At 67.2% G+C, this 26,433-nt stretch carries 28 protein-coding genes and 1 pseudogene; 14 read left to right on the forward strand and 15 right to left on the reverse strand.

Translation table 11 applies throughout. The features are described from left to right. Positions 1 to 33 precede the first annotated feature (33 nt). From G6N18_RS17795 to G6N18_RS17805, 3 genes are read left to right on the forward strand one after another with little or no spacing between them, the layout of a single operon-like run. A complete protein-coding gene (locus G6N18_RS17795; RefSeq protein WP_083000348.1) occupies positions 34 to 834 on the forward strand; it encodes an MBL fold metallo-hydrolase in 801 nt (266 codons plus the stop codon). Between the two features lie 10 nt (positions 835 to 844). Beyond that, positions 845 to 1,990 carry an acyltransferase family protein gene (locus tag G6N18_RS17800; RefSeq protein WP_083000347.1) on the forward strand — a complete coding sequence of 382 codons (1,146 nt, stop codon included), beginning with the start codon at positions 845 to 847 and terminating at the stop codon, positions 1,988 to 1,990. Positions 1,991 to 2,019: 29 nt separating this feature from the next. Then, entirely contained in the window at positions 2,020 to 2,157 is a 138-nt protein-coding gene (locus G6N18_RS17805; protein ID WP_163689900.1) for a hypothetical protein, read from the forward strand. Here the strand turns inward: G6N18_RS17805 and G6N18_RS17810 are convergent. Then, on the reverse strand, positions 2,133 to 2,900 hold the full coding sequence (locus tag G6N18_RS17810; RefSeq protein ID WP_179962446.1) for a class I SAM-dependent methyltransferase: 768 nt from the start codon (positions 2,898 to 2,900) through the stop codon (positions 2,133 to 2,135). The two genes, G6N18_RS17805 and G6N18_RS17810, sit on opposite strands and share 25 nt — an antisense overlap. A 9-nt stretch (positions 2,901 to 2,909) precedes the next feature. Between G6N18_RS17810 and glpK the strand changes: the two genes are divergently transcribed. Continuing rightward, entirely contained in the window at positions 2,910 to 4,430 is a 1,521-nt protein-coding gene (glpK, locus tag G6N18_RS17815) for a glycerol kinase GlpK (protein WP_067219562.1), read from the forward strand. Positions 4,431 to 4,483: 53 nt separating this feature from the next. Here glpK and G6N18_RS17820 read toward each other — a convergent pair whose 3' ends face one another. Both G6N18_RS17820 and G6N18_RS17825 read right to left on the reverse strand, forming a co-directional pair. Then, on the reverse strand, positions 4,484 to 5,209 hold the full coding sequence (locus G6N18_RS17820; RefSeq protein WP_083000345.1) for a PadR family transcriptional regulator: 726 nt from the start codon (positions 5,207 to 5,209) through the stop codon (positions 4,484 to 4,486). A 66-nt stretch (positions 5,210 to 5,275) separates the two neighbouring features. Further along, positions 5,276 to 5,821, reverse strand: a complete 546-nt coding sequence (locus tag G6N18_RS17825) for a PadR family transcriptional regulator (protein ID WP_083000479.1) — start codon at positions 5,819 to 5,821, stop codon at positions 5,276 to 5,278. Between the two features lie 75 nt (positions 5,822 to 5,896). Between G6N18_RS17825 and G6N18_RS17830 the strand changes: the two genes are divergently transcribed. Further along, positions 5,897 to 7,231 carry a carotenoid oxygenase family protein gene (locus tag G6N18_RS17830; RefSeq protein ID WP_083000477.1) on the forward strand — a complete coding sequence of 445 codons (1,335 nt, stop codon included), beginning with the start codon at positions 5,897 to 5,899 and terminating at the stop codon, positions 7,229 to 7,231. 9 nt (positions 7,232 to 7,240) lie between these two features. On the opposite strand, the pseudogene G6N18_RS24615 reads toward G6N18_RS17830, so the two are convergent. Then, positions 7,241 to 7,334 (reverse strand): annotated as a pseudogene (locus G6N18_RS24615) (AraC family transcriptional regulator); the annotation flags it as partial. Positions 7,335 to 7,343: 9 nt separating this feature from the next. Continuing rightward, positions 7,344 to 7,976: a TetR/AcrR family transcriptional regulator gene (locus G6N18_RS17840; RefSeq protein ID WP_083000342.1), complete on the reverse strand. Its 633-nt coding sequence runs from the start codon at positions 7,974 to 7,976 to the stop codon at positions 7,344 to 7,346. Positions 7,977 to 8,049: 73 nt separating this feature from the next. On the opposite strand from G6N18_RS17840, the gene G6N18_RS17845 reads away from it, so the two are divergent. Both G6N18_RS17845 and G6N18_RS17850 read left to right on the forward strand, forming a co-directional pair. Beyond that, on the forward strand, positions 8,050 to 8,712 hold the full coding sequence (locus G6N18_RS17845) for a DUF998 domain-containing protein (RefSeq protein ID WP_083000340.1): 663 nt from the start codon (positions 8,050 to 8,052) through the stop codon (positions 8,710 to 8,712). Between the two features lie 67 nt (positions 8,713 to 8,779). Further along, positions 8,780 to 9,274 carry an anthrone oxygenase family protein gene (locus G6N18_RS17850; RefSeq protein WP_067219575.1) on the forward strand — a complete coding sequence of 165 codons (495 nt, stop codon included), beginning with the start codon at positions 8,780 to 8,782 and terminating at the stop codon, positions 9,272 to 9,274. A gap of 2 nt (positions 9,275 to 9,276) precedes the next feature. On the opposite strand, the gene G6N18_RS17855 is transcribed toward G6N18_RS17850, so the two are convergent. After that, positions 9,277 to 10,128 carry an RDD family protein gene (locus G6N18_RS17855; RefSeq protein WP_083000338.1) on the reverse strand — a complete coding sequence of 284 codons (852 nt, stop codon included), beginning with the start codon at positions 10,126 to 10,128 and terminating at the stop codon, positions 9,277 to 9,279. Between the two features lie 29 nt (positions 10,129 to 10,157). On the opposite strand from G6N18_RS17855, the gene G6N18_RS17860 reads away from it, so the two are divergent. Beyond that, positions 10,158 to 11,150 (forward strand): stage II sporulation protein M, encoded by a 993-nt coding sequence (locus tag G6N18_RS17860; protein WP_067219581.1) that lies wholly within the window; start codon positions 10,158 to 10,160, stop codon positions 11,148 to 11,150. Here G6N18_RS17860 and G6N18_RS17865 read toward each other — a convergent pair. From G6N18_RS17865 to G6N18_RS17885, 5 genes are read right to left on the reverse strand one after another with little or no spacing between them, the layout of a single operon-like run. Next, positions 11,147 to 12,469, reverse strand: coding sequence for a DUF58 domain-containing protein (locus G6N18_RS17865; protein ID WP_083000336.1), 1,323 nt, complete (start codon positions 12,467 to 12,469; stop codon positions 11,147 to 11,149). The genes G6N18_RS17860 and G6N18_RS17865 overlap by 4 nt on opposite strands. After that, complete coding sequence (locus tag G6N18_RS17870; RefSeq protein WP_083000335.1) at positions 12,469 to 13,431, reverse strand: AAA family ATPase; 963 nt, start codon at positions 13,429 to 13,431, stop codon at positions 12,469 to 12,471. The genes G6N18_RS17865 and G6N18_RS17870 overlap by 1 nt, the downstream gene beginning before the upstream one ends. Next, on the reverse strand, positions 13,428 to 14,597 hold the full coding sequence (locus tag G6N18_RS17875; protein ID WP_083000333.1) for a DUF4350 domain-containing protein: 1,170 nt from the start codon (positions 14,595 to 14,597) through the stop codon (positions 13,428 to 13,430). Before G6N18_RS17875 ends, G6N18_RS17870 begins: the two co-directional genes overlap by 4 nt. Continuing rightward, positions 14,594 to 15,247, reverse strand: a complete 654-nt coding sequence (locus G6N18_RS17880; protein WP_083000331.1) for a DUF4129 domain-containing protein — start codon at positions 15,245 to 15,247, stop codon at positions 14,594 to 14,596. The genes G6N18_RS17875 and G6N18_RS17880 overlap by 4 nt, the downstream gene beginning before the upstream one ends. Before the next feature lies 1 nt (position 15,248). Continuing rightward, on the reverse strand, positions 15,249 to 16,403 hold the full coding sequence (locus G6N18_RS17885; protein WP_179962447.1) for a hypothetical protein: 1,155 nt from the start codon (positions 16,401 to 16,403) through the stop codon (positions 15,249 to 15,251). An 82-nt stretch (positions 16,404 to 16,485) separates the two neighbouring features. Between G6N18_RS17885 and G6N18_RS17890 the strand changes: the two genes are divergently transcribed. The 3 genes from G6N18_RS17890 (at position 16,486) to G6N18_RS17900 (ending at position 18,962) form a co-directional block, all read left to right on the forward strand. After that, entirely contained in the window at positions 16,486 to 16,950 is a 465-nt protein-coding gene (locus G6N18_RS17890; RefSeq protein WP_083000329.1) for a GatB/YqeY domain-containing protein, read from the forward strand. 61 nt (positions 16,951 to 17,011) lie between these two features. Continuing rightward, complete coding sequence (locus tag G6N18_RS17895) at positions 17,012 to 17,998, forward strand: LLM class F420-dependent oxidoreductase (RefSeq protein WP_083000327.1); 987 nt, start codon at positions 17,012 to 17,014, stop codon at positions 17,996 to 17,998. A gap of 70 nt (positions 17,999 to 18,068) precedes the next feature. Further along, positions 18,069 to 18,962: a manganese catalase family protein gene (locus G6N18_RS17900; RefSeq protein WP_067222053.1), complete on the forward strand. Its 894-nt coding sequence runs from the start codon at positions 18,069 to 18,071 to the stop codon at positions 18,960 to 18,962. A gap of 17 nt (positions 18,963 to 18,979) precedes the next feature. Here G6N18_RS17900 and G6N18_RS17905 read toward each other — a convergent pair whose 3' ends face one another. After that, the gene (locus tag G6N18_RS17905) at positions 18,980 to 19,558 is read right to left on the reverse strand and encodes a hemerythrin domain-containing protein (RefSeq protein ID WP_083000325.1); all 579 of its coding nucleotides are present in this window, start codon (positions 19,556 to 19,558) and stop codon (positions 18,980 to 18,982) included. A gap of 102 nt (positions 19,559 to 19,660) precedes the next feature. Between G6N18_RS17905 and G6N18_RS24270 the strand changes: the two genes are divergently transcribed. Further along, on the forward strand, positions 19,661 to 19,822 hold the full coding sequence (locus G6N18_RS24270) for a hypothetical protein (RefSeq protein ID WP_165606476.1): 162 nt from the start codon (positions 19,661 to 19,663) through the stop codon (positions 19,820 to 19,822). Here G6N18_RS24270 and G6N18_RS17910 read toward each other — a convergent pair whose 3' ends face one another. Beyond that, a complete protein-coding gene (locus G6N18_RS17910; RefSeq protein WP_083000324.1) occupies positions 19,823 to 20,494 on the reverse strand; it encodes a phosphodiesterase in 672 nt (223 codons plus the stop codon). Between the two features lie 125 nt (positions 20,495 to 20,619). Here G6N18_RS17910 and G6N18_RS17915 point away from each other — a divergent pair, with 125 nt between their 5' ends. Continuing rightward, a complete protein-coding gene (locus G6N18_RS17915; protein WP_083000322.1) occupies positions 20,620 to 21,315 on the forward strand; it encodes a HemK2/MTQ2 family protein methyltransferase in 696 nt (231 codons plus the stop codon). Continuing rightward, positions 21,312 to 21,536: a CDGSH iron-sulfur domain-containing protein gene (locus G6N18_RS17920; protein WP_179962321.1), complete on the forward strand. Its 225-nt coding sequence runs from the start codon at positions 21,312 to 21,314 to the stop codon at positions 21,534 to 21,536. The genes G6N18_RS17915 and G6N18_RS17920 overlap by 4 nt, the downstream gene beginning before the upstream one ends. Here G6N18_RS17920 and G6N18_RS17925 read toward each other — a convergent pair. Both G6N18_RS17925 and G6N18_RS17930 read right to left on the reverse strand, forming a co-directional pair. After that, positions 21,516 to 22,535 (reverse strand): iron-containing redox enzyme family protein, encoded by a 1,020-nt coding sequence (locus tag G6N18_RS17925; protein ID WP_179962448.1) that lies wholly within the window; start codon positions 22,533 to 22,535, stop codon positions 21,516 to 21,518. The two genes, G6N18_RS17920 and G6N18_RS17925, sit on opposite strands and share 21 nt — an antisense overlap. 477 nt (positions 22,536 to 23,012) lie before the next feature. Continuing rightward, a complete protein-coding gene (locus G6N18_RS17930) occupies positions 23,013 to 26,099 on the reverse strand; it encodes an MMPL/RND family transporter (protein ID WP_052544279.1) in 3,087 nt (1,028 codons plus the stop codon). Between the last annotated feature and the right edge of the window lie 334 nt (positions 26,100 to 26,433).

Below are 26,433 nucleotides of genomic sequence, written 5' to 3' on the forward strand. Positions count from 1 at the left end.
CATAAACTCCGCCGCGGCGGGTAGTCGGAGGCGATGGACGTCACGGTCACCTTCATCGGCAATGCCACCACCTTGATTTCCGGCGGCGGAGTCGTCCTGTTGACGGACCCGAATTTCCTGCACCAAGGCCAGCACGCCTACCTGGGCTACGGGCTGCTGTCCAAGCGGCGCAAAGGACCGGCGCTCGACATCGACCAGTTGCCGGCGCTCGACGGGGTGGTGCTGTCGCACATGCACGGCGACCACTGGGACCGGGTTTCGCAGCGCCGCCTCGACCACGCGTTGCCGATCGTGACCACGCCACACGCGGCGAAACGGCTGGCTCACCGCGGGTTCGGCCGCGTTGTGGCGCTGGACACCTGGCAACATCACGTCTTCGTCAAGGGCACGACGCAAGTCACCGTCACCTCACTGCCCGGCCGGCATGCCCCCACCCCGATCGACCGCTTGCTGCCGCCGGTGATGGGCAGCATGGTCGAGTTCTCCGACGGAACGGCGCGGCGACGGCTCTACATTTCCGGAGACACCCTGCTGGTCGACGAATTAGGCGACATACCAGTGCGATTCGAATCGATCGACATCGGCATACTGCACCTGGGCGGTACTCGACTGCCCTTCGGCAGGCACGTGCCGTTCGGGCTGACGGTGACGATGGACGGTCGACAGGGCGCCGACGTCGTCGAGTTGCTAGACCTGCCCAGGATGATCCCGGTGCACTTCGACGACTACGGGGTGTTCGCCTCCCCACTGTCGGACTTCCTCGACGAGATGAAGCGGCGTGGGATGGGCGACCGGATCATCGAATTGGAACGCGGTTCGTCTGTCACGGTCTGATACTGACGCGGTGTCAGGTCCATGGTCGGGCGACGACCAGGGTGGCCTCGAACAGGTTTCGACGGTCGATCGGGTCGCGTCGCTCACAGGGATCCGGGCTGTCGCGGCGCTGCTCGTCATGGGCACCCACGCCGCCTACGGCACGGGCGCCTACAACCGCGGCTATCTCGGGTTGACGTTCGCGCGCATGGAAATCGGTGTCGCGATCTTCTTCGTGCTCTCGGGCTTTCTGTTGTTCGGTTCGTGGGTGCGGGCCACGGCGACCGGAAGCCCACCGCCGAGCGTGCGCCGTTATGCCCGTAGCCGGGTGCGCCGCATCATGCCCGCCTACGCGGTGACGGTGTTGCTGGCCTACATCGTCTACGAGTTCCGCCCGATCAACCCGAACCCGGGCCACAACTGGCACGGGTTGGTGCGCAACCTCACGCTCACGCAGATCTACAGCGGCAACTACCTCACGACGTACCTGCACCAGGGCCTCACCCAGATGTGGAGCCTCGCGGTCGAGGTGGCGTTCTACGCCGTGCTGCCCGTGCTCGCGTATCTGCTGCTCGCCGTGCTGTGCCGGCGCCGCTGGCGACCGGGCGTGCTGCTGGCCGGCCTGACCGCCGCCGGTGCGCTGAGCCCCCTGTGGCTCATCGTCATGCATACGACCGACTGGTTGCCGAACGGTGCCGGGCTGTGGCTGCCGCACTACCTCGTGTGGTTCGTCGGGGGGATGGCGCTTGCGGTCCTGGCGCACAACAACGTTCGGTGCTACGCAATCGCAGTGCTGCCGGTCGCGCTGGTCGTCTATCTGGTGGTGGCCACCCCGATCGCCGGGCGGACCGACGTCCCGGCGCTCGACCTCGGTCAGGATCTGGTCAAGGTGATGTTCTACGCGGCGATCGCCACGCTCGTCGTCGCACCGCTGGCGCTCGGAGACACCGGCTGGTACTCGCGGTTGTTGAGCAGCAGACCGATGGTGTGGCTGGGCGAGATCTCCTACGAGGTCTTCCTGTTGCACGTGCTCGTGATGGAGATTGCGCTGGTGTCGGTGTTGCGCTGGCAGGTGTACACCGGTTCGGTGGTGGTGCTGTTCGTGGTGACGCTGATGCTCACGATCCCCGCCGCGTGGCTGCTGCACCGGCTCACCCGCCCTCGCCGCAGGGTTTGACCTGCGGCGACGCGGGTATCAAGGTCAACATGAAACTGATCGGTGTGCTGATCACGCGGCATCCGGCGCTGTACGACGTGCTCGATGCCCTCATCGACTACGGGCAGCAGCGGTGGCCGTCGGTGTGGCGCGCCGTGGAGCGTCAGCAACGCGCGACCACCACCTGAGGGCTCATCAACCCGCCGCGCAACTGAAGTTCGATGCCGGGACGGGCATGTGCGGCCAGCGCCCGCAGCGCCGACGGGCTGTAGGTGCGCAGCGAGCTGATGACGCCGTCATGTGCGAACGGGAACACCGGAGCGAACGGAAGCATGGTCGCCAGGCGCAGCAGATGAAGTGGCGACGGTGGCCGAGGAAGGTCGATGATCAGCAGCTTGCCGGCCACCCGGGTGCCCTCGGCGATCGCCCGTGCGGCGGTCGACGGCGGTAGGTGGTGGAAGGACAGCGCGAACACCGCCAGGTCGAACTGGCCGTCCGGGGCGTCGATCGCGGTGGCGTCCATCTGCCGGACCGTTGCCCGGGGGTGCCGGCCCAGGTCGCTGTCGGCCATCGCCTCGACGGAGGCGGCTTCCACGTCGGTGGTCGTCAGGTGCGCGGTCGGATGCCAGTCGAGCAGCTTGCGCGACAAACCGCCGTGCCCCGCACCGAGTTCGAGGATCTTCGGATCGGCGACGTCGGCAACCTCGGCGAGCGCGATCTCGGCGAACTTCTCGGTGGTGCCGAACCGCTCGCCGGCCCATTCCAGCGCGCGAATCACGCTGCGCTTGCGGGCGACGTCGGCAGGACGGTCCGAGTCGCGGTCCAGGTATTCGAGCCGGTCGGTTTCGAGTAGCCGGTCCAGGCACGAGGCGTCGGGTCCGCCGCGTGGCATGCGGTCAATGTCGGCGAGCGGTCCGGTCATGTAGTCCATCATGAAGCAATGCCAGCCGAATTCGTCGCCGCGATCGACCAGGGCACCACGAGCACGCGGTGCATGATCTTCGACCACGCCGGCGCCGAGGTCGGCCGCCATCAACTCGAACACGAGCAGATCCTGCCGAAGGCGGGCTGGGTCGAACACAACCCGGTCGAGATCTGGGAGCGCACCGCGTCGGTCATCATGTCGGCGCTGAACAAGACGAACCTGGCGGCAACCGACCTGGCCGCGTTGGGCATCACCAACCAGCGGGAGACGGCGCTGGTCTGGAGCAAGCGGACGGGACGGCCGTACTACAACGCGATCGTGTGGCAGGACACCCGCACCGACCGCATCGCCTCGGCGCTGGACCGTGACGGCCGCGGCGAGGTGATCCGCCGCAAGGCCGGCCTGCCGCCGGCGACCTATTTCTCGGGCGGCAAGGTGCAGTGGATCCTGGAGAACGTCGACGGCGTCCGGGAGGCCGCCGAGAACGGCGACGCGATCTTCGGCACGCCCGACACGTGGGTGTTGTGGAATCTGACCGGTGGCCCGCGCGGCGGTGCGCACGTCACCGATGTCACCAACGCCAGCCGCACCATGCTGATGAACCTGGAGACGCTGGATTGGGACGATGAACTGTTGTCGTTCTTCGGGATTCCGCGGCAGATGCTGCCTGAGATCAAGCCGTCGTCGTATCCGCAGTCGTACGGCATCACCCGCGACGACGGGCCGGTCGGCGGTCAGGTGCCGCTGACGGGGATCCTGGGCGACCAGCAGGCGGCGATGGTCGGGCAGGTGTGCCTCGATGCCGGTGAGGCCAAGAACACCTACGGGACAGGCAATTTCCTGTTGCTGAACACCGGTGAGAAGATCGTGCGTTCGGAGAACGGCTTGCTGACGACGCTGTGCTACCAGTTCGCGGACGCGAAACCCGTTTACGCGCTGGAGGGCTCGATCGCGGTCACCGGTTCGGCCGTGCAGTGGCTGCGCGACCAGCTGGGCATCATCAGCGGCGCGGCGCAGAGCGAGGCGCTGGCTCGCCAGGTCGAGGACAACGGCGGCGTGTACTTCGTGCCCGCATTCTCGGGATTGTTTGCGCCGTACTGGCGTTCGGATGCCCGCGGCGCGATCGTCGGGCTGTCGCGGTACAACACCAACGCTCATCTTGCGCGCGCGACGCTCGAGGCGATCTGCTACCAGAGCCGCGACGTCGTCGACGCGATGGAGGCCGACTCCGGCGTGCATATGGAGGTGCTCAAGGTCGACGGCGGCATCACCGCCAACGATCTGTGCATGCAGATTCAGGCCGATGTCCTCGGCGTCGACGTCGTCAAGCCGGTCGTCGCCGAGACCACCGCGCTGGGTGCGGCATACGCCGCCGGTCTCGCGGTCGGGTTCTGGGAGAACGCCGACGACCTGCGGTCCAACTGGCAGGAGGGCAAGCGCTGGACGCCGTCGTGGAGCGACGAGCAGCGCGAGTTCGCCTACGCCGGTTGGCAGAAGGCGGTACAGCGCACCCTCGACTGGGTCGACGTCGAGTGATTTGTGGAGCCGCAGCGGCGCTGACCGCCGCTAGGGCTCCACAAACCGCAAAACTATTCGGACTCGCCGAGGATGCCGTAGATCTCGCGGCGGGCGTTGTTGACGATGTCGACGATCCGCTGTTGCTGCTCCTCGCCGGTGGCGTAGGCCGCCTGCGCGACGGCGCCCATCAGCTGCGCGACCGCGCTCTGCAGGTTGACGTGGCTCGGGTCGACGTTGTCGGCGATCTCCTCCCACGGCGCGGTATCGATCTTCTCCACCGCAGTGCGTCCGTCGTCGGTGAGGTCGAAAAGCTTCTTGCTGCCGTCACTTTCGGTCGCCACGATGAGTCCCTCGTCGACCAGCAGCTGCAGCGTGGGATACACCGATCCGGGGCTCGGCCGCCACAGGTTCTGGCTGCGCTCGGCGATCTCCTGGATCATCTCGTAGCCGTGCATGGGCCGTTCGGCGAGCAGTTTGAGGATCGCCGCACGCACATCGCCGCGACGGCCACGGCCGCGACGGCGGCCGCGGTGCAGCCCGCCGGGGCCGAAACCCGGACCGAAGCCAGGGCGGAAGCCGAATCCGCCGCGCGGGTCGAAGCCGAACTCGAAGCCCCCGCGACCGGCATTGAACCCGGGTGGGCCGCCGAAGCCGGGCCCGCTGTCGTGCTGGCGGAATTGTTCGCGCAGGTTCTCGCGGAACTCGCGCCGGGCCTGCCGCCGCTGCTGATGCAGCGCGCGCCGGTCCAGTGGGGTGAAGCCGAAGCCGCCGGGCGGCGGCGTGAAGGGGTCTGTCATGTCCGTTTCCTTTGATCGTTAGAAAGCGCGTCGTGCGCTTCCGATACGTAGACGATATATCGGAAACTATCGTGATGCCACGTTGTGGCGTCGGTCCCGGTCGTCGATTCCCGCGATCACCGATCGCGCCCACTCCGCTTCCATCGCATTCAGCCGCAGCCCGTATTCGAGCGCCGCTCGGCCGTAGAACAGCTCGTCACGGTCGTCCCAGGCGATCGAGTCGCGCAGCTTCTCGAGCCGGATGCCTTCGGCGTCGGCGCGCTCGGCCATCGCCGTCAGGTGCTCGCGCGCCTGCTCATGAGTGGTTTCGCCGAGCAGGAAGATGCGCAGGAGCGCGGGGCTGCGAAATGGCGGATCATCCTGCGGATTGACGATCCACCGCCGCAACTCTGCCCGGCCGGCGTCGGTTATGCGGTACTCCTTGCGGCCGCGCGGACCGGTGGCCGACACTTCGATCAACCCGGCGTCGGCCAGCTTGTTCAGCTCGCCGTACAACTGGCTCTGGGTGGCCGGCCACACGTTGGCCATCGACTTTTCGAAGTGCTTGAGCAGGTCGTATCCGCTGCCCGGTTGTTGGGCGAGGAGTCCCAGCGCCGCGATTCGCAAGCTCATCGCCTCACCATACTCCACTATTGACATGTCATAGTTGACATGTCAGTGTCGGGTTACCGACTTCAGGAGATCCAGATGACCGAGACCACCGACTCGACACTTTTCGGGGCCGACGACTTCTTCCGGCGCGGCAACTACGCCCCGGTCGCCGACGAACTGACCGAATACGACCTTCCGGTGCACGGCGCGATACCGCCCGAACTCGACGGCTGGTATCTGCGCAACGGGCCCAATCCGCGGCAAGCCTCAGCGCACTGGTTCACCGGTGACGGCATGATCCACGGCGTCCGCATCGAGGGTGGCCGGGCCAAGTGGTACCGCAACCGGTGGGTGCGGACCGACAGTTTCATCTCCGACTTTCCGCTCTACAACGCCGACGGCACCCGCAACCTGCGCGCCAGCGTCGCCAACACCCACGTCGTCAACCACGCGGGCAGGACACTCGCGCTCGTCGAGTCGTCACTGCCCTACGAGATCAACAACGATCTGGAGACGTTGGGCGCCTACGATTTCGGGGGCAAACTCGTCGACTCCATGACGGCTCATCCCAAGATCTGCCCGACGACCGGCGAGTTGCACTTCTTCGGTTACGGCAACATCTTCGCCCCGCACGTGACGTATCACCGCGCCGATGCCACCGGCGAGTTGACCGTCAACCGGCCGCTCGACGTTCCGGCGCTGACGATGATGCATGACTTCGCGTTGACCGCGTCGTACGTCGTCTTCATGGACCTGCCCATCGTGTTCGACCTCGACATCGCCATGAAGGCCGAAAGTGACATGCCGTACCGCTGGGACGATGACTACGGCGCCCGGTTGGGCCTGCTGCGCCGCGACGACCCGTTCGGGGAAGTGCGGTGGTTCGAGATCGACCCGTGCTACGTGTTCCACGTCGCGAATGCGTACGACAGCGAGGATTCCGTTGTGCTGCAGGCAGTTCGCTATCCCGAGCTGTGGCGGGGCACCGGCGGTTTCGAGGCCGACGGCGTGTTGTGGAGTTGGACGATCGATCCGGCCACGGGCACCGTCACCGAACGTCAGTTCGACGACCGCGCGGTCGAGTTCCCGCGCATCGACGATCGGTTGGCCACCCTGCCGGCCCGATACGCCATCGCGGTCGGTGACGGCCGACTCGTGCGCTACGAGCTGTCGACCGGCGCGGCGGTGGAGCACACCTTCGGTACCGCGGAAGCCCCTGGCGGGCCCGGCGAGGCGGTGTTCGTCCCGTCGACGTTCGGGCCGGCCGACGAGAGCAGCGGGTGGTACCTCGGCTATGTCTACGATTCGGTGCGCGACGGCAGCGACCTCGTGATCATCGACGCGTCGGACTTCTCGGGTCCGCCGGTCGCGAGAATTGAGCTACCGCAACGGGTCCCCTACGGCTTCCACGGCAACTGGATCGCCGGTTGACGCGCTCGCGGATAAGCAGCGACCACGGCGGATCCATCCGCATCCGCAGCACGAACGCGCCGCGCGCCCGCACACCGTCGAGCAAGCCGACAACGGCGTCCACGCTTCGAGCCTATCCCGCGGATGCGCGGTAGCCGGCCAGGAAGACGGCGATACCGGCGGCGACGTGCTGGTCGACGTCGATTGTCTGGAGCACATCGGGCCCGCCGTGAAACAGCGCCTGGTCGATGCACCGGCCGACGATCAGAAACGCGAAATGTTCGGCGGCCAAGACGGGTTCGGGCGCGTGAAGCAGACCGCGGTCGTGCAGGTGACCGAAGGAGGCGGCGTAGGCGGCCAGCGTTCGGGCAGGCGCGCGCTCGTAGTACAACCGCGCCAGCGCCGGCGATCGATTGGCCTCGCCGATGATGAGTCGGCGCAACTGCACGACCGGTTCCTGCAGGACCGCCCGCAGATAGTCACCCGCAAGAACGGTCAGGTCCGCCTCGAGATCGGAGGTCTCGGCCAGCGCCTCGATGCGGTCGGCAAACGGGGCGACCGTGCGCTCGAGAGCGTCGTCGACGATCGCGAGAAGCAGTTCCTGCTTGTCGCCGAAGTGCTTGTACACCGTCTGCTTGGACACCTCGGCCGTCGCGGCCACCTGATCCATGCTGGTGCCCTGGTAACCGTTGCCCAGAAAGAGCGCACGCCCCGCGGACAGGATCGATGCGCGCTTGCGGGCCGACCGGCCGAGTGCCTCCGTCATCACCGGACACATAGTACTAGACAGTCTAGTTCTAAGTAATGTACCGTCCAGTTCCATTCGGAGGGAGCGCTCGATGACTACGACCGACTGTCCGCCCCTGCAGGTGCGGGTGACCAAGTCACTGCTGGGCTACGGCATCATCGCCGGACCGATCTACGTCGTCATGGCGGCCGCGCAGACACTCGCTCGGGACGGCTACGACCCGACGCGGCACGCAGTCAGCCAACTCGCCAACGGCCCATGGGGTTGGGTTCAGGTCGTCAACTTTCTGGTCACCGGCGCCATGACCGTCGCTGCGGCCGTTGGCGTGCGCCGCGCACTCGGTCGGGGACGCCGGTCCGCCTGGGCGTCAGCGCTGCTCGGCGCCTACGGCGTCGGACTGATCGGCGCCGGCGTCTTCCGTGCTGATCCGTCGGACGGCTTCCCACCCGGCACGCCGCCCGGAATGGGCGAAGTGAGTGGGCATGGCATGGCGCACTTCGCGATCGCCGGCCTCGCGTTCGGCTGTCTGGTGGCCGCCTGCTTCGTGATCGCCGGCTGGTTCGCAGGCAGCGGTGACGCGGCGTGGGCGTGGTTCTCGCGGGCCACCGGTGCCGTCTTCGGGCTGAGTTTCCTCGCGCTGGCCGGAACAGGCGGAGCCGCAGCGGTTCTGACCTTCACCGCCGCCGTTGTGCTGGTGTGGGGTTGGTTGACGGCGGTGTCGACCAAGCTCTATCGCGGCGTGCGGGCCACCTAGACGCGCGCGTATGCGCGCAGGACGCTCGACGATGGCATGCGGCTGTGCGCACCGATTGACTGAAGCCATGACTGCAACCCCCTTCGTCGTCCTGACCTCGATTGCCGCGCTTTCCGCGGCCGCGGCCGCCGGCATGATGTATGTGTTCTCCACCTTCGTGATGCGCGGGGTCGACCGGACCGGACCGGTCGACGCGATCACCGCGATGCGCGCCGTCAACGCCGAGGCGAACACCAATGCTCCGTTCCTGATCGGCTATTTCGGCGCGGCGATCCTCGCGGTCGCGGTCGGCGTGATGGCCGTCGTGAAGTGGGGCCAACCCGGCAGCGTCTGGGTGTTGGTGGGCGCTGTGTTCGGTGTGCTGGCCGCGGTCATCACGATCGCGTTCAACGTGCCGCTGAACAACCACCTCGACACCGTCGACCCCGCCGGCCTTTCGGTCGCCGACGCAGCACGCGAATGGCAGGCGTACTACACGCCGTGGACCGCATGGAACCACGTGCGCACGGCCACCAGCATCACCGCGGCGATCCTGATGATGATCGCCCTGCGCTACAACTGAATTCAGCTGGGCGGGGTGAACCCGCCGGAGTCCGGAGGCTGCGGAATCGGTTGCCGGACCGGCTGCTGCATCCCGGGCCACGTTGGGGGTGGCGCCGAGGGGGCCGGTTGCAGTCGCGCGAGTTCGCGGCGATGCCGCTCGGCCAGGACCGCCGCGAGCACCAACTGCGGCGGCATTCCCGGCGGTGGTGGCGGTGAGATCTGCGCGACGACGCCCGCGGTGATCCGGTATGCCATCTGTTCGCGAACCGCAGGATTCAATTGCGCTGCCCGGCCGAGGAACTGGCGCGCCAGCTCCGCCTGCTCGGGGCGAAGTCCGGACAGCTGTAACGATGATGCCCACCAGGCGAGCTGCGGCGGCATCGGGGGCGGGAGCGTCATCCGCGGGGCGCGTTCGCTGATCACGACGGTGCCGGCGAAGATGTCCCCGAGCCGTTTCCCTTTGGCCGACAACAAACTGCAGATCACCGCGGGCCCGCCGGCGAGCATCCAGATCTCGATCACGCCGGACAGCGCGCGAAAGAACGCCTGCCGAAAGCGTTCCGGGCCGCCGTCTTCGGACACCACCCGCAGCCCCATCGCGATCTTGCCCAACGACCGACCCCGTGTCGCGGTCTCGAACACGAGCGGATACCCCAGCAGGGCGAGCACGGTGAAGATGATCATCACCGCCCCCGAAAGCGCCGGATCGAACTGGGTGATCGTCAGCGTGAAAAGCAGCAGCCCGATCACGTACAGCAGGAAGACCACGGTGATGTCGATGAGCGCCGCCACCGCGCGAACCGGAAGCTGGGCGATCTGAACATCAAGGACCACCGCGTCTCCGGTCACCACTGGTTCCTGCGGCCCGACCATAACGCGACACGCTACTAGGATTCGGATTCGTGGATGTCGACGCGTTCGTGCTGGCGCACCGCCGGACGTGGGACCGGCTCGAACAGCTGGTCAAGCGGCGCCGCCGGCTCACCGGCGCCGAGGTCGACGAGCTCGTCGACCTATACCAACGCGTGTCGACGCACCTGTCGATGGTGCGCGCCGCATCCGCCGACCCGGTGGTGGTGGGCCGATTGTCGGGCCTGGTGGCGCAGGCACGCAGCGCGGTTACCAGTGCGCACGCACCGCTGTGGCGGGAGTTTGCCCGGTTCTGGAAGGTGTCGTTTCCTGTGGTCGCCTACCGGTCCAGGCGGTGGTGGCTGAGCACGGCCGTCGTATTCCTCGTGGTCTCCGCGGTCATCGCGTTGTGGGTGTCGGGCAGTCCGGAGGTGCGGGCGTCGATCGGTACGCCGGACGAGCTCGACCAGTTGATCAACAACGACTTCGCCTCCTACTACAGCGAAAACCCGGCCGGCTCCTTCGCGCTTCAGGTCTGGGTCAACAACGCCTGGGTTTCGTTGCAATGCCTTGGCTTTGCGATCCTGCTCGGCATTCCAATCCCGTATATCCTGTTCCAGAACGCCGCCAACCTCGGCGTGAATGCGGGGTTGATGTTCGGCGCGGGCAAAGGCGACATCTTCCTCGGTCTCATCACCCCGCACGGCCTGCTCGAACTGACCGCGGTGTTCCTGGCGGCGGGGGCGGGGATGCGGCTGGGCTGGACGGTGATCTCGCCCGGGGACCGACCGCGCGGGCAGGCGCTCGCCGAACAGGGCCGCGCGATCGGCGCGGTGGCGGGCGGGCTGGTGGCGGTGCTACTGGTGTCTGGCCTCATCGAGGCGCTCGTGACGCCTTCGCCGCTGCCGACTGCGGCCCGCATAGGCATCGGTGTGGCGGTCGAGATCGCTTTCCTGGCTTACATATTCCACTTCGGACGCCGAGCCGAGCGGGCCGGCGAAACCGGAGACGTCGAGCACGCGCCCGATGTGGTGCCGACCGGCTAGAGCCGGCCGCTGGCCTTGAACGCTAGGTAGTGATCCGCCAACGCGGGTGCGAGCTCCTCGGGCGGGGCGTCGATGACGCCGACACCGCGGCGCCGCAACCGCGATGCGATCGCCCGCCGCTCGTTGCGGGCGCGCTCGGCTGCTGCGGCGTCGTAGACCTGTGGGGCGTCGGCGCGTCCGGCGGCGAGGACCTCGACCCGGGGGTCGGCGACTGCAGCGAGAATCACCTCGTGGTTGGCCGTCAGCTGTGGCAGCACGGTCATCAGGCCTTCGTCGAGCGCGGATGCGTTGAGGTCGGTGAGCAACACGACCAGCGCACGCCTGCGGACCCGGCGCAGCACCGCGGCGACCATTGCGCCGGCGTCGGATTCGATCAGCGCGGCTTCGATGGGCGCCATCGCTCCCACCAGTTGCGCGAGGAGTTCGGTGCGCGAGGCATTGAACACCGCCGCCCTGGTGACGCGGTCGTGGGCAAGGAAGTCGACGTGGTCACCGGCGCGCGAGGCCAGCGCGGCGAGCAGCAACGCGGCGTCCATCGACCAGTCCAACCGTGGCCATCCGGACGGGTCGTTCGCCGTTGGATCCACGCCGACTCGGCCGGCCGACGTGCGGCCGGTGTCGAGCACGATGACCACCCGTTGATCCCGTTCGGGGCGCCACGTTCGGACCACCACGTCGGCGCGGCGAGCAGAGGCGCGCCAGTCGATCGACCTGACGTCGTCGCCGATGACGTACTCGCGCAGCGAGTCGAACTCGGTGCCGCGGCCACGGATCAGAACCGGCGTATTGCCTTCGAGTTCACGCAGTTTCGCCAGCCGGGACGGAAGGTGCTTGCGAGACAGGAACGGCGGCAGGACCCTGATCCGCCACGGCACCCGGTGCGAGCTCTGCCGTCCGGCCAGCCCGAGTGGTCCGATCGCGCGCACGGTGACCAATGCCGAGTCCTGGTCGCCCCGGCGCACCGGACGAAGCGTCGTGACGAGCCGAAGGTGTTGGCCGGCAGCCAAATTGATCGAGTGGACACGGGGGTCGGCGCGCGCGCTCGGCGGCCAGGCATCGCGGACGACGCCCTTGACGCGGCGTGTGCCGGCGTTGTCGACCAGCAGCACGGCGGCCACCTGCTGGCCCAACCGCGCGGCGGTGTCCCCGGACCGGCGCAGGCGTACGCGCCGGGTGTTGCCGGCCAGGGCGGCGTCGACCGCGATGAGCGCGAGCAAGGCGATCAGCAGCACGACGAACGTGAGGGCCGGGCGCGGCGAGGCCGCGATCGGCAGGACGCAGACTCCTGCGACCAACCCGGCACGTCCGGTGAGAATCACTAGCGCGGCACCGGTACTGACGCGAGGATGCCGTCGAGCACGCCGTCGGGGTTGGCGCCCTCCAGCTCGGCCTCGGGCCGGAGTTGGATGCGGTGGCGCAGTGTCGAGCGGGCCATCGCCTTGACGTCATCCGGGGTGACGTAGTTGCGTCCCGACAGCCACGCCCACGACCGGGCGGTCGCCAACAGCGCCGTCGCCCCGCGCGGCGACACTCCGAGTTGCAGCGAAGGCGAGTTCCTTGTCGCGGTGGCGATGTCGACGATGTAGCCGAGAACCTCGTCGCCTACCAACACCCCCCGCACAGCCGCGCGTCCCGCGGCGAGTTCGGCGGCTCCCGCGACGGGTTGCACGATCGACAGATCCCGCGGGTCGAAGCCGTGCGCGTGCCGGTTCAGGATCGCGACCTCCTGCTCCCGCGACGGCAGCGGCACGTTGAGCTTGAGCAGGAACCGGTCCAGCTGCGCCTCGGGCAGCTGGTAGGTGCCCTCGTATTCGATCGGGTTCTGCGTGGCGGCAACGATGAACGGATCAGGAAGCGGGCGAGCCTCGCCCTCGACGCTGACCTGACGTTCCTCCATCGCCTCCAGCAGCGCGGCCTGGGTCTTGGGCGGTGTGCGGTTGATCTCGTCGGCCAGCAGCAGGTTGGTGAACACCGGTCCGGACCGGAACTCGAACTCGGCAGTACGAGCGTCGTACACGAGTGAGCCGGTGACGTCGCCGGGCATGAGGTCGGGCGTGAACTGCAGGCGCTTGAAGTCCAGCTGCAACGCGGAGGCGAGCGTGCGCACCAACAGCGTCTTGGCGACGCCCGGGACTCCTTCGAGGAGAACGTGGCCGCGGCACAGCAGCGCGATCACCAGTCCGCTGACCACCGCGTCCTGTCCGACGACTGCCTTGGCTATTTCCGAGCGCAGCGCCAGTAACGCGGTCCGCGCCGAATCGTGTTCGCCTGCCTGAGTCACGAGTGTGCGACCTGCCTTTCGATGTTGTCGAGTTCACGTGCGAGGTTGACCAACTCGGCGTCGTCACTCGGCGGTGGACCGAACAATGTGTGGGCCACCGACTGCGGTTGGACGCCACAGTGGGCAGAAACCGCTTGGACGACCGCGGCCGGGTCGGTGTTGACGCCGAGGCCGAGGCGGGGCTGCATCCGCTGCAGCGCGGCGGTGCGTAGCGCGGCGGCGGCGCTGTCGCGGGCACGCCGCGAGCGGTACAGGCGGCCACGTCCCTCCACGGTTTCGGAGGCCCGGACCACCACGGGGAGACGTTCGGCCACGAGTGGGCCGATGCGCCGGACCTTCCAGGCGGCCAGCAACACAACCACCGCGACGAGCTGCCAGATGATCCACTTCACCTGCTCGGGCGCGAGGTCGAAAAGCGTTGCACCGCCGTCGGATTCGCCCTCGGTGAACTGCGGGTCATACCAGATCATCCGCTGATGCGTGCCCGTGAGGTTCATGGCCAGCGCGGCGTTACCCTCCTCGACCAACCCGCCGTTCGTCATGAATTCGGAGTTGCCGACCACCGTGACGTCGCGGCCATCGGCGGTGTACCGGACCAGCGCGCCGTCGTAGCAGCGCGTCAGGTTCGTGTCGTCCTCTGCTGCGTCGTAGGAGTCACTGACTCCGAACTGCACCGCCCCGGCACGGGTCGCCTCGCGTAGATCGCAGTCCGGCCGCTCACCGGCGCCGAAGGTGGTTGCCCCGCTCGCCTTGATCGCGGGCGCCAGCACTTCCCGGGTGCGCGAGATCGGTTGCACGAGAAGACGGTCACCGGGCAACGTGGACAACCGGCGGAGTGCTGCGCGGTCGACGAGGTGATAGGTCTGCACCACCACCAGTAGGGCGTCGGGGCCGGCGGCCGCCTCGACCGCGGCCACATCAGGTGCCTCGATGACGTCGACACCGTGCTCGCGCAGCAGCGTCATCAGTGCCCGTGTGCCGTCCGGCGAAGTGGAGTCCGGATCCATGCGCCCGCCTGGCCGGGGTGCGGTCAGGTAGGCGGTCAGCGTCGCGAATGCGACGATGACGGCCAGCGCCAGCAGAACCCACCGGGCACCGCGCCACCGCTGGCCGATCGTCGGTTCCGTGGCGGTGCCGCGCCCGCCCGCGGTCGCTTCGACGGTCACCGGATCTCCGCCCAACCATCGGATGCGGCTGGCGTGGCGGCAGCCGTCGCGGCCACCGGTGATCGCGACCTCAGGTGGTCGTCGAGGCCCGCGATCAGCGCGTAGGCGTCCTCGGTGCCCGGTCGCTCGCCGTAGGTGACGTCGTTGAAAGCCGTTGCGGCGGACCCTAGTTCGCCGGCGAGGTGCGGCAGCCGCCCACCTGCGTCACGCGCGAGCTCGGTGGCGGTGCGGCCGGGCACCGGATCGAGCACACCGGTTTCCTCCAATTGACGGGCGACGGCGCGCAGCCGGTGCCGGATCGCCGCCGCCCAGTCCGCTGCAGCGGCAGACCGCTCGGCTGCGGCCCGGTGCTGTGCCGCGGTCAGCTCGCGGCTGCCGAACAACGACGCGCCGCGGCCACGGCTGGTCCGCATCGACCGTCGCGCAATCCGGAACGCCACGACCACCGCCACCGCGAGCAGGATCAGCAGCACCGTGACCGTCACCCAGCCCCCGGGCACCGATGCGCCCTCCACCGCCAATCGGTACAGCAGATCCTCGATCCAGTCGATGGCCCGCTCGGAGAGAGACCCCTTGGGGTAGATCGGCTTTGCGAGTTCGCGTTGCGCAGCCTCGTGCGCGGCATCGCTGTCGATGTTTATCGTCGGCACGTCAGCTCTGGCGAGTCAGCCACAGATGGTCGGTGGAGTCGGACGGGGCGGCGGGGCCGTACCCGGCGCCGGTCTGCAGGACGAGATCGAAGGCCTCTCTGCGAATCCGGGCGTCGGTGTACTGCAGCACCACCACACCCGCGCTGAACGGTGCGGTGATGATCTGACCGATCGCGCCGCCAACCGTCAACAGGATCAGCGCGAGCATCGCGGCGGCCGTCGTCGTTGCCGCCATCAGCACGATCTGCCCGCCGAGACTGAACGGGAATGCGACAGCACCCGCGACGAGCTGGGCGACGATCACTGCCAGCAGCCGAATACCCAACACCCGCCAGAAGTCTCGTCTGACCAACGCGAATGACCGCTGGACGGCGGCGACGATGCCGAGGCGCTCGAGCACGATGATGACCGGTGCGAACGTCAGCATCGTGCCCAGGAACACGAGACCGGCAATCAACGCGAATGCCAACGGGATTCCGATGACCACGGCCGCGGCGCCGCCTGCCGCGACAGCTATCCAGATGATGAGGCCGACGACCGCGGCGATCAGCAGCACTGCGCCGATCATCTCGAGGACCGTGAATCCGATCAGCGCCCAGAGCCGGCCCCGAAGTCGTTGCCACGCTTCCCCGATCGTGATCCCCGAGCCGAACACGGCCCTGCCGACGACGACGGTGAGCAACCCGCTGAGCAGGATCGACGCCAGTCCGGTCGCCACCGATCCGGCCAGGCTCGACATCATGGAGCCGAGCAGCACGCCTGTCGACACCTCTTCTTCGCCGCTGAGCGTCGGCACCAGCTGACCGCCGAAGGCCAGCGGGCCGACGGACAGGATCAACGCGAGGATCTGCGTGATCACCACGACGATGGTGGTCAGGCCGAGCGTCGCTTTCGGGTTCGCCCTGATGTAGCCGACCGCGCCGTTGAAGATGTCGGACAGGCTCAGCGGCCGCAGGGGGATGACCCCGGGCTTCAGCGCGGGCGGCCCGTAGCCGGGCGGTGCGTAGGCCGGCGGCTGGTAGCCGGGCTGCGGCCAGTACCCCGGTGGAGGCCCGTAGCCAGGCGGGGGCCCGTAGCCAGGCGGTGGATAGCCAGGTGGTGGGTAGCCCGGCGGCGGCGGACCTGCGGAACCGGACCCGCCTGCGTCGGTGCTCATGGCCACCATCCTGTCGAGGGCGATGCGAATTGACAACGTCGTCGCGCGGCCGCGCCGGACTTCCGCGGCGTAGTTTTGGCTCATGGCGGAACTCAAGGACCGGTTGCGGGCCGACCTGACGGCGGCGATGAAATCCCAGGACAAGCTGCGCACCGCGACGTTGCGGATGCTGCTCGCCGCGATCCGCACCGAGGAGGTCTCCGGCAAACAGTCGCGCGAGCTGACCGACGCCGAAGTGCTCAAAGTCCTCGCCAGGGAGTCGAAGAAGCGCGGCGAGTCCGCCGAGATCTACACCCAGAACGGCCGCGGTGAGCTGGCCGCCAACGAGCACGCCGAGGCCCGCATCATCGACGAGTACCTGCCGACGCCGCTGACCGAAGCCGAGCTGGCCGATGTCGCCGACACGGCGATCGCACAGGTGGCCGAGCAGATCGGTGAGCGGCCTGGCTCCAAGCAGATGGGTCTGGTGATGAAGGCCGCCACGGCGATCGCGGCCGGCAAGGCCGACGGCGCGCGGCTCTCAGCGGCGGTGAAGTCCAGGCTGTAGGCACCGCGAGGGACGAGCTGATCGCCGTTTTCGGGGGGTGGGGCCCGGGTACTCCCGACCCATGACGCGGTTCGGCTACACCTTGATGACAGAGCAGAGCGGGCCAAAAGAGCTTGTCCATTATGCGGTTTCGGCGGAACGCGAAGGGTTCGACTTCGAGGTGTCCTCCGATCACTACTTCCCGTGGTTGTCGGCGCAGGGGCATGCGCCGTACGCGTGGTCGGTGCTGGGGGGCGTCGCTCACGCCACCGAGCGGGTCGAGCTGTTCACCTACGTCACCTGCCCGACGATGCGCTACCACCCCGCGGTCGTCGCGCAGAAGGCCGCCACCATGCAGATCCTCGCCGATGGCCGCTTCACCCTGGGGTTGGGCAGCGGCGAGAATCTCAACGAGCACGTCGTCGGCAAGCGCTGGCCCACGGTGGCACGGCGCCAGGACATGCTGCGCGAAGCGATCCAGATCATCCGGGAGTTGTTCACCGGCGAACTCGTCGACTGGAAAGGCGAGTATTTCGAGGTCGACTCCGCCCGGTTGTGGGACCTCCCGCAGATGCCGGTCGCCATCGCCACCGCCGTTTCCGGTGAGCGGTCGGTCGAGACGTTCGCACCGCTGTCGGATCACCTGATAGCGACTGAGCCGAACAAGGATCTCGTCGATGCCTGGCACGACGCCAGGCGCGCGACCGGACTTCCGGGCGACGTACGCGTCGTCGGTCAGATCCCGATCTGCTGGGACACGGACAAAGAAGCGGCGGTGCGACGCGCTCACGATCAGTTCCGCTGGTTCGCCGGCGGGTGGACGGTGAACTCCGACCTCCCGACGACAGCCGGTTTCGATGGCGCAACTCAGTACGTGCGTCCCGAGGACGTCGCGCAATCCATCCCCTGCGGGCCCGATCTCGATGCGATCGTCGAAGCGGTCAGCAAGTACTGGGAAGCCGGCTTCACCGACATCGCGCTCGTCCAGATCGGCGACGAGGGTCAGGAGCAGTTCCTCAAGGAGGCGGCAGCGCCGCTGCTCGACAAGTTGCGCACCGCAGCGAGCTGAATCCGCGTTTGGTGTCCGCCCTCCCGGGTATCCCGCGCCGATCCGCCAACCACACAGCCCGGGAGGCTCAATGTTCATTCACAACAAGGATCTTCAATTCGAGGTACGCGTCGAGCGGCCGGACCCGCGGTTCGCCAGTTTGCTGCAGGAGCAATTCGGCGGCGCCAACGGCGAATTGAAGGCCGCCATGCAGTACTTCACCCAGGCGTTTGTGCTGCGTCAGAAGAACCCGAAGATGTACGACCTGTTCATGGACATCGCGACCGAGGAGTTCAGCCACCTCGAGATGGTCGGTTCGATGATCACCATGCTGCTCGACGGCCTCAACGACGATCTGAAGATGGCCAACGAACGGTGCGACTGGATGCCCGCGGTCGGCACCAAGGGCGGTCGCGACGACATCATCCACAGCGTCGCCGTCAATCCGTTGTACTTCGCGCTCACCGGCGGCGGACCGGACGTCAAGGACTCCGCCGGCGTGCCGTGGCAGGGCACGTTCGTCAACGCCAACGGTGATCCGACCGTCGACCTGCGCAGCAACCTGGCGGCCGAGTCGCGGGCCAAGATCGTCTACGAGTACCTCAAACAGTTCACCGACGACCCCGGAGTGCAGGACACGTTGACGTTCCTGATGACCAGGGAAGTGGCGCACTTCCAGCAGTTCACCGCCGCCCTCAACGAGCTACCGGTGAACTTCCCGCCCGGACAACTCCCCGGGGACGATCGCTTCCAGAACGTGGCGTTCAACATGTCCAACGGGCAGGGTTCGGTCCGAGGTCCGTGGAACGAAGGCCAGGGACCGTGGCCCGAGGGCATGGAATGGGAGTACGTCGAGAAGCCCAGCCAACAGTGGCTCGGCACCGACAAGCGGGAGAACAAGGGCGCCCAGAAGTCTCCGGACGGGCAGCCCGCCGTGCAGAGCGAGAAGCCGTTCACTCACGAACAACACACGGCGACAAGCTGATTCGCTGCCCGGTGCGGTCAGTGTTGCTGCGGATCCGGCGGATTGTCGGCGTCGCGGCCACTGACCGCACCGCGCACATGGTCCACCGTCGCGGCGCCGAGCCCTATCGTCTTCTGCACAAGTGAACTCGGCGGGGTGTCGGGATGCGGTCGCGTCGGGGCGACCTTCTTCGCGGCCTCGAGCTGCTCGCCGATCTTTTCGCGGTCCTCCGGACTCACGGCTGCCTCGAACGCGGGCCACACCACGTCCTGCTCGTAGAGAATGTGCTCGCGGCCGACCTTGACGAACTCGGCGAGCGCGTCGTGGTACTCCGGATCGCCCGGCTCCTTGTCTTCGAGCGTCTGAAGCAGTTTCTTGCCTGCCTGCTCCTGGGCGATAGCTTCGTCGGCGAGCCCGTCGCCGATCGCATCGCGCACCGCGGGCCAGAAGAACTGCTGCTCGATCGCCTCGTGCTGGGACTCCGCGATGATCAGGTTCGTCACCATGGTGCGCAATCCGCTGACCTCGGCACCGGTTCCCGACGGCGCACCGTCGAGAACTTCGAGCATGCCGAGCACGCTCTTGTGATCGTCACGAAGGAATGTCAAGGCGTCCATGTGTGCTGGCCTTCCGGCTCGACAGTGCGCTGCGCATACCCGGGCGCGCGAGGTTGAAACGCCGGTCCTTCGGGTAGCTGATTGAAAGAGGAAAGGACCGATATGCCCACCGGTAAAGGGATTTACGACGACGACGACTCCGAGCAGCGGGACAAGCGCAAAGCGCAACGTACCGGGCCGCAGGACGAGGGCCGCGAGGGCGGCATGGCGACCCGGGAGAACGCGCCCGACGTCGCTGAGTCCGGCGGGGAGCCTACGGCCTGATCATTCGGCGTCGCGGCCCTGCCTGCTGCGCTTGTAGGCCGACCGCCGGAAGTCGCCGAGCCAACGCGGCACGAGTTCCACCTCGGGGTTGCTGTGCAGGGCCGGGTCGAATGCGATGTCGTCACAGCTAGGGTCGACGTGGCGAAGCGTGAGCCGGGCCAACGGGCGAAAGGCTCCGGTGCCCGACGCCTGCTCGACGGTGAACGTGATTCCGGTTGAGGTGATCTGCTTCTCGACCGCATCCAACGACAGCCCCGGTGCGTCGATGCGGGTCACCAGTCGGGCCCGCACCCACCACAGGCCGTCGTGATAGCGAAGCGGCATCAGGCTGGAGAAGGTCGCGCCGGACCACGATGCCGCCGGCGCGAGCCCGATGCGAGTGCCGGCGAGCGTCGACGCCAACAGCACGTCCCACGGGCTGCAGGAGCGCAGGTCGGGCGGTGGCGGTATTCGCCATGCCAGCCCGGCGACGTCGGGGGTCGCGCCGGGCAGGCCCACCCCTTTGGACACCCGCGCGATGACGTCACAGGAGTTCATCGGCAGCCCCTCGCCCTCCGGGGCGATGCGTTCGAGAATCCCCTCGGCCATCACCCCGGACGGATGGAACAGCCGGCGGTGGCGCAGCGCGGCGCCGAAGCGGATGGGCAACGAGGCGATATCGGAGGCTCGCACGGTAGTCGGGTGCCCGAACGGTGGCGCGGCAAAACGGTGGCCGACGTTTCAACAGGGCTGGGACCGGGCATTAATTCCGGCAGTGCTGCAGCGCAGCAGCAGATGGACCCTGTCGAAAGGCCGATGTGACAACCGCATACACCGATGTCCGCGACCCCCTGGTTGCGGATGAGGGCGTCTACGCCCCGCAGGAAGATTCGCGACTGCTCATCGAGGTTATGGACGGCGCGGCGCTGGCACGGGGCCGGCACGTCGTCGATCTGTGCACGGGAAGCGGCGTCGTCGCCATCGGTGCCGCCGAGCAGGGTGCGGCATCGGTGACCGCACTCGACATCTGTCCGCGTGCGGTGCGATGTGCGCGGACGAATGCACTGGGTGCCGGTGTCAGCGTCGACGTGCATCTCGGATCATGGGCGCGGGCAGTTGAGTTCGGCCCCTTCGATCTGGTCGTCTGCAATCCGCCGTACGTGCCGCACGACCCGGCCGCCGCGTGCGATCCGCTCCCGGCCTACGTGGGTCCGGCGCGCGCCTGGGACGCCGGGTACGACGGCCGACTGGTGCTCGATCCGCTGTGCGTGGCGGTGCCGGAGATCCTCGACCACGGCGGCAGCCTGTTGTTGGTGCAGTCGGAATTCGCCGATCCGCGTCGGACGCTCGGTGCACTCGCCAGCGTCGGGCTCGACGCTGAGATCGTTGCGCGGCAATGGATTCCGTTCGGTCCGGTGCTGACCTCGCGGGCCGAATGGCTCGAGACAACAGGCCGCCTGGAACCCGGCCGTCGCGAAGAGGAACTGCTGGTCATCCGGGCGGACAAGCCGTGAGCGACACCGAAGCCCGGGTCGTGCGGGTGGTGCCGAACGGCCCGCTGATGGTGCAGGGACCGGTTCGCATCGAGATGGCCGACGGGCAGGTGGTGGAATCGGACCGCTTCATGGTGGCCGTCTGTACCTGCCGGCGCAGCAAGGATTATCCGTTGTGCGACACCAGTCATCGGTGTCGGCCCGGCCGCACGCCGGCCACGTCAACTCAACGGTCGGCGTAGCGACGAGCGGTTCTCGGTCCAGCTGTCCATCAGATGCTTGGCCAGCCGCTCCTCGACCACATCGCGCGCCCGGATGCCGAACACGACGTCGCGGTCCAGATGCGGTTCCCTGGCGACGAGATCGCCGACGACATCGGTGCGCACCACCTGCTCGTGGACGGCGTCGGCCACCACATGCTCCTGGTAGAACGCCACGCAGGCGTCGGGAGCGCCCATGCGGCGCAACGCCTCCACCAGTCGTCGTGATCCGGGCGACGAGGTGATCTCCGTCGATGCGAAGTGTCCGATCGATGCGCCGCGCAACTCCCGGTGCAAGCCGAACAGCGACATCAGGTTCACCGACGCCAACGCGTCGGCGGGCACGTGGTCGAGGTAGCCCAGGTACGACGAGTCCAGGCCGGCCGCATCCATCAGCTCGGCGTACAGATGCTGGTGCACGTGTTCGCCTCGGCCACCGCCGAACTCGTCGAACTCGACCGCGACGAAGGCGGCCTTCGCGTGCCCGGCGAGACGGGGGATGGTCCAGGCGTGCGGGTCGCCTTCTTTGAGGTGGTACACCGAGCGGTGCACGAAGTACTCGAGCATCTGGTCCCAGGTGCCCTTGTCGCGCAGGTGATACGACGGACCCTCGCCGTCGACCGGTTCGATCGACAGCTTGTCCATCTCGGCTTCCGCGGTCTCGCTTTCGGTGATCTCGCCGACATCCTGGCGCACCGCGCTGAGGAACGACTCCTCGAACCTGCCGCGCAGATGCAGCAGCGCGGGGTTCCACTCCCACCGCGGGCTGACACCGGCGAAACCGCGGTAGTGCAGCTCGTAGCAGATGTAGAGGGCAAGCTGCAGGTCCAGCCCGTAGGGGTCCGCCTCGCACATCGGAACATCGATCGGACGCGCGTGCAGTGCCGGCCGGCCCCGCTGGAGGAGGTCGATGATCGCGGCGGACAGCGGCCCCGCGGCCTTCGGCAGGGCAGGCTCGATTAGCGTCGACGGTTTCGTCACGCCCTGGTCAATACCCGGCATTCGCGCCGGTCAAACACCTTTCGGAACGCCGAACCGCCGGCGTGGGTCACTTGACTTGCTCGCTCAGCAGAATCACTGAGCGGATGCCTTCTTCTTGTCGGGGTGGCGGGATTCGAACCCACGACCTCTTCGTCCCGAACCACGCCACCTGGGGTTTTGATGACGTTGGGTACGTTGGCCCGCGTAAGTTTTCCCAGCTCAGCTGCATTGGGTGGGTTGGCGCGCGCAGGAGTCGCGAAAATCTACTGCGGACTGCCTGCGGACTGAGACACCTTGGTGGTCAAGGCCGCCTTTGATTTACCGAGAGCGGGAACCTTGAAATCAGGATGTCAGTTTGGACGCTTACTCGACGGGCTTGCAACACCAGATCACGACGGATCCGCAACCAAAGATCACGTCTGCGAATGGACCTCGCGTTCCTCGCATTCCTCGCTTCCACTAGTAGTGCGTTGCTCCTTATTTCTGCGTGGCGGTGTCAGCTACTGGGGTCCGCGTTGCTTTGGAAGGCCACCAGCTGGCTTCGCGTAGAAGTGTGGCGATGGCGGGCACGGTGAGGGTGCGCACGAGGAAGGTATCGAGCAGCAATCCGAAGCCGATGATGAGGCCGGCTTGGATCATGATGGCGACTGAGCCGACCATGAGGCCGAACATGCTGGCGGCGAATATCAGACCAGCTGAGGTGATGACGGCTCCGGTGTTTGCCACGGTGCGCAGGACGCCGACGCGGATGTTGGTCCCGGATTCTTCGCGGAGCCGTGAGACGAGCAGCATGTTGTAGTCGGCGCCGACGGCGACGAGGATGATGAATGCCAGTAATGGTACGGGCCAAGCGATTTCGTAGCCCAGTCCCCATTGGAATACCACAACGCCGATGCCGAGCGAGGCGAGGTAGTTGAGCACGACGGTGCCTAAGAGGTAGAGCGGCGCCAGGAGTGCGCGCAGCAGTAGGACCAGGATGACGCCGACGATGATTATGGTGGCGACGGCCAGTTGTGCGAAGTCGGCCCATAGGAATCGTTGGATATCGGAGTTGACGGCGGGGAAGCCGGCGACGGATACGGTGGCGTCGGCGAGCGACGTGTTGGGTCGTGCGGTGTTGGCGGTGTCGGTGATGCGGCTGGCGAGCTCCATGGCTTCGACGCTGTAAGGGTCGTGGCTGCTTTCGATCATGAACCGCGCGGTCTTGCCGTCCGGTGAGAGGAATTGCTTGGCAACATCGGTGAATTGCCGGTTCTCGAATGCATTAGCGGGCAAGTAGAAACCGCTCGAGGAGTCGGAGTCCGCCGCTGCGCGTGAGGAATTCTGTAGTTGGGTGGCGATCTGGCTCATACCGGACAGCATTTCGATGTTGCTGTCGGCGAGGGTGCGGACACCGGTCGCGAGTGCTTGAGCGCCGGAGGCCAGCTGTCCGATTCCCTCCTGTAGTCGGCGGAGGTTGGTGGCCAGGTCGTCGGGATCACCCAGGGCTCCGAATGCCTTGTCCAGCGAGGCGACTGCGTTCTGGACGTTGGCGAGGGTGCCACCAACGGTGGCATTGGTCGCGGGATCGTAGCGGTCCCCGAGGTCGGCGATCTGGTCGAAGAATCCGCTGTCGCGCAGGCTGACCAAAATCTTCACCTGGTCACGAATTTGGGCGCACTGCGGGGTGGCGGCACACCACGGTGAGGTGTTGAGCGCGCCCACGAGTGGATCGAGCTGGGTGATCGCGTTCTGCGCCTGGTTGGCCAGCGGTCGCAGTCCCGGGCCGGATTGGATGGCTTGGTCGACGGCGGGGGCGGTGGCGGAAAGTTGTTGCAGCAGCGGGCGGAACTGGTTGACCTGAGTTCCCGCGGATTGAGCTTGGGTGAGGATTCCGGCCAGTGGCGCGAGGGCGGTGCGCACCGTGCCATCGAGTTGGGCGAGGCCGTCGGCGAGCTGGTCGGCGCCGCCTGTGAGTTTGGCGAGGTCGTCTTTGCGTGAGTTGCCCTCGGCGACCGCGCCGGCCATTTTGTCGCCGATCTGGCCGTTCTGCCAGGCCAGTTCTGCTTGGTCGAGGCGCTCCCCGGTGGGGCGGGTGACTCCGGACACCCTGGTGACGCCGGGGATCTGGGAGACGCGAGAGGCCATCTCGTCGAGATCGGCCAGCCCCCTCCCGGTCCGCATGTCGGTCGGGTTCTCTACGACGAGGAACTCGCTGATGACGACGTCCTTGCGGAAGTGGCGGTCCAGAAGTTGGTAGCCCTGGTTGCTGGCCGTGGTGTCTGGTTGTCCCTTGCGGTCGTCGTAGCTGATTTTGATGGTCGCAGCGGCTGCCGATAGGGCGAGCAGGATGGCCAGGCTGACGATCAGCAGTGGCACCGGACGGCGGACCACGGCGACGGCGACGCTGTTCCAGTAGCGGCGGGTGCGATCGGATTTGGGTTCACCGATGCCGCGTTTGGCGGCTAGCGACAGCACGGGTGGCAGCAGGGTGACGGTCGCCAGAAATCCGAACAGCACGGCGATGGCGCACGCGGGGCCCAGGGCGGCGAAGACGCTGAGCCGCGCGAAGACCATGGCCAAGAACGCGAGTGCCACGGTGGCGGCGGACGCCAGGATGACGCGCCCGATGCTGGCGGTGGCGTGGATGATCGCCTGATCGGCGGGTACTTGGGCGCGGCGCTGCTCGTGGTACCGGCTGATCAGAAAAACTGTGTAATCAGTTCCGGCGCCGAGCAGGATCGCCGTCATGAATGCGACGGTGAACTGGGAGACCGGCATGCCCATCTCGCCGAGGGCGGATAGCACGCCGCGCCCAACCGCCAGGCTCAACCCGATTACCAGCAGTGGCAACAGCGCGGTGAACACTGACCGGTAGACGATCAGCAAGATCAGGGCGATCACGCCGGCGGTAGCGATCGAGATCAACAGCAGGTCGTGCTCGGCGGAGGCGATCATGTCGCTGAAGGTCGCCGGTGGTCCCGTCACTTGGACGGTCGTGGTCGATCCGGTGAACACCTCCGCGGCGATGTCGCGCACCGCGTTCAAGGATTCGGCTGCCGTGGGGTCTCCGAGGGTGCCGGTGACACCGACGGGCAGATACCAGGCTTTGCGGTCGGCGCTGACTGCCTGAGCTTCGGTAATCGGATCGGCCAGCAGGTCCTGCACCAGCAGGACGTGGTCGCCCTCGGCCTGCAACCGGCGCACGAGTTCGCCGTAGCGCTGCCGTGCAGTTGGAGTCAAGCCAGTGGGGTCTTCCATGGCGACGAACACCATGGTTTTCGAGCCTTCTTCGCCGAACGCGGCGCTCATGCGGTCAACCGTCTGCAAGGACGGGGCGTCGCGAGGAATGAGGTCCACCGACTGTTGGCGCACCACGGTTTCCAGCTGTGGGAACAGCAGCGCGAGAACCACCGCGGCGCCTAGCCATACCCCGATGACGAGCGCTTTGTGTCGGAGGGTGAACCGGGCCAGGGTCGCCAACCGTTCGCTGTACTCGCGAGTGTCGGCCGGATCGGTGGATCCGTTGGCGCGCCGACCAGGCCGCTTGGCCTGGCTTGGGGCATCTGCACTGCCGTCGGTCACTTGGCCTCCACTGGTAGCGATACTGCCGGTATCGGTACGCTACCGCACGTAGTGCAAGTGGTGACGGCGACCGGTGGGGGCCTCGCTCAAGAGCGTGATGAGTCGACTCCCTACGGGATTGCGGCGGGCCAGTCGGCCGCGAATACCTGCACGGCGTGCAGGGCGCCTCCTACCGCCACCGTCGCCAGTGCCGCACGATCACTGCTGGGGGCGGGAATGACGACAGCCGCTGCCACGTCTCTGAGAACTCGAAGTTTGAGCGTTCTGATCGTCAATCGCTGCCCTCCGCGGAGTCCTATGGTGGCACGCGCCCCCATTGGGGGCGGATGCTACC

Origin of the sequence: Mycolicibacterium celeriflavum (assembly GCF_010731795.1) — a bacterium.
Taxonomy (GTDB): domain Bacteria; phylum Actinomycetota; class Actinomycetes; order Mycobacteriales; family Mycobacteriaceae; genus Mycobacterium; species Mycobacterium celeriflavum.

What these genes read in the sequence shown, in the direction of transcription:
- G6N18_RS17890 (WP_083000329.1), top strand. Translation starts at nt 16,486, where the DNA reads ATGGCGGAACTCAAGGACCGGTTGCGGGCCGACCTGACGGCGGCGATG.
- G6N18_RS17810 (WP_179962446.1), bottom strand. Translation starts at nt 2,900, where the DNA reads ATGGACTACATGACCGGACCGCTCGCCGACATTGACCGCATGCCACGC.
- G6N18_RS17885 (WP_179962447.1), bottom strand. Translation starts at nt 16,403, where the DNA reads ATGAGCACCGACGCAGGCGGGTCCGGTTCCGCAGGTCCGCCGCCGCCG.
- G6N18_RS17820 (WP_083000345.1), bottom strand. Translation starts at nt 5,209, where the DNA reads ATGACAGACCCCTTCACGCCGCCGCCCGGCGGCTTCGGCTTCACCCCA.
- G6N18_RS17855 (WP_083000338.1), bottom strand. Translation starts at nt 10,128, where the DNA reads ATGGTCGGGCCGCAGGAACCAGTGGTGACCGGAGACGCGGTGGTCCTT.
- G6N18_RS17850 (WP_067219575.1), top strand. Translation starts at nt 8,780, where the DNA reads ATGACTGCAACCCCCTTCGTCGTCCTGACCTCGATTGCCGCGCTTTCC.
- G6N18_RS17805 (WP_163689900.1), top strand. Translation starts at nt 2,020, where the DNA reads ATGAAACTGATCGGTGTGCTGATCACGCGGCATCCGGCGCTGTACGAC.
- G6N18_RS17895 (WP_083000327.1), top strand. Translation starts at nt 17,012, where the DNA reads ATGACGCGGTTCGGCTACACCTTGATGACAGAGCAGAGCGGGCCAAAA.
- G6N18_RS17905 (WP_083000325.1), bottom strand. Translation starts at nt 19,558, where the DNA reads ATGGACGCCTTGACATTCCTTCGTGACGATCACAAGAGCGTGCTCGGC.
- G6N18_RS24270 (WP_165606476.1), top strand. Translation starts at nt 19,661, where the DNA reads ATGCCCACCGGTAAAGGGATTTACGACGACGACGACTCCGAGCAGCGG.
- G6N18_RS17840 (WP_083000342.1), bottom strand. Translation starts at nt 7,976, where the DNA reads ATGACGGAGGCACTCGGCCGGTCGGCCCGCAAGCGCGCATCGATCCTG.
- G6N18_RS17900 (WP_067222053.1), top strand. Translation starts at nt 18,069, where the DNA reads ATGTTCATTCACAACAAGGATCTTCAATTCGAGGTACGCGTCGAGCGG.
- G6N18_RS17830 (WP_083000477.1), top strand. Translation starts at nt 5,897, where the DNA reads ATGACCGAGACCACCGACTCGACACTTTTCGGGGCCGACGACTTCTTC.
- G6N18_RS17795 (WP_083000348.1), top strand. Translation starts at nt 34, where the DNA reads ATGGACGTCACGGTCACCTTCATCGGCAATGCCACCACCTTGATTTCC.
- G6N18_RS17845 (WP_083000340.1), top strand. Translation starts at nt 8,050, where the DNA reads ATGACTACGACCGACTGTCCGCCCCTGCAGGTGCGGGTGACCAAGTCA.
- glpK (WP_067219562.1), top strand. Translation starts at nt 2,910, where the DNA reads ATGCCAGCCGAATTCGTCGCCGCGATCGACCAGGGCACCACGAGCACG.
- G6N18_RS17825 (WP_083000479.1), bottom strand. Translation starts at nt 5,821, where the DNA reads ATGAGCTTGCGAATCGCGGCGCTGGGACTCCTCGCCCAACAACCGGGC.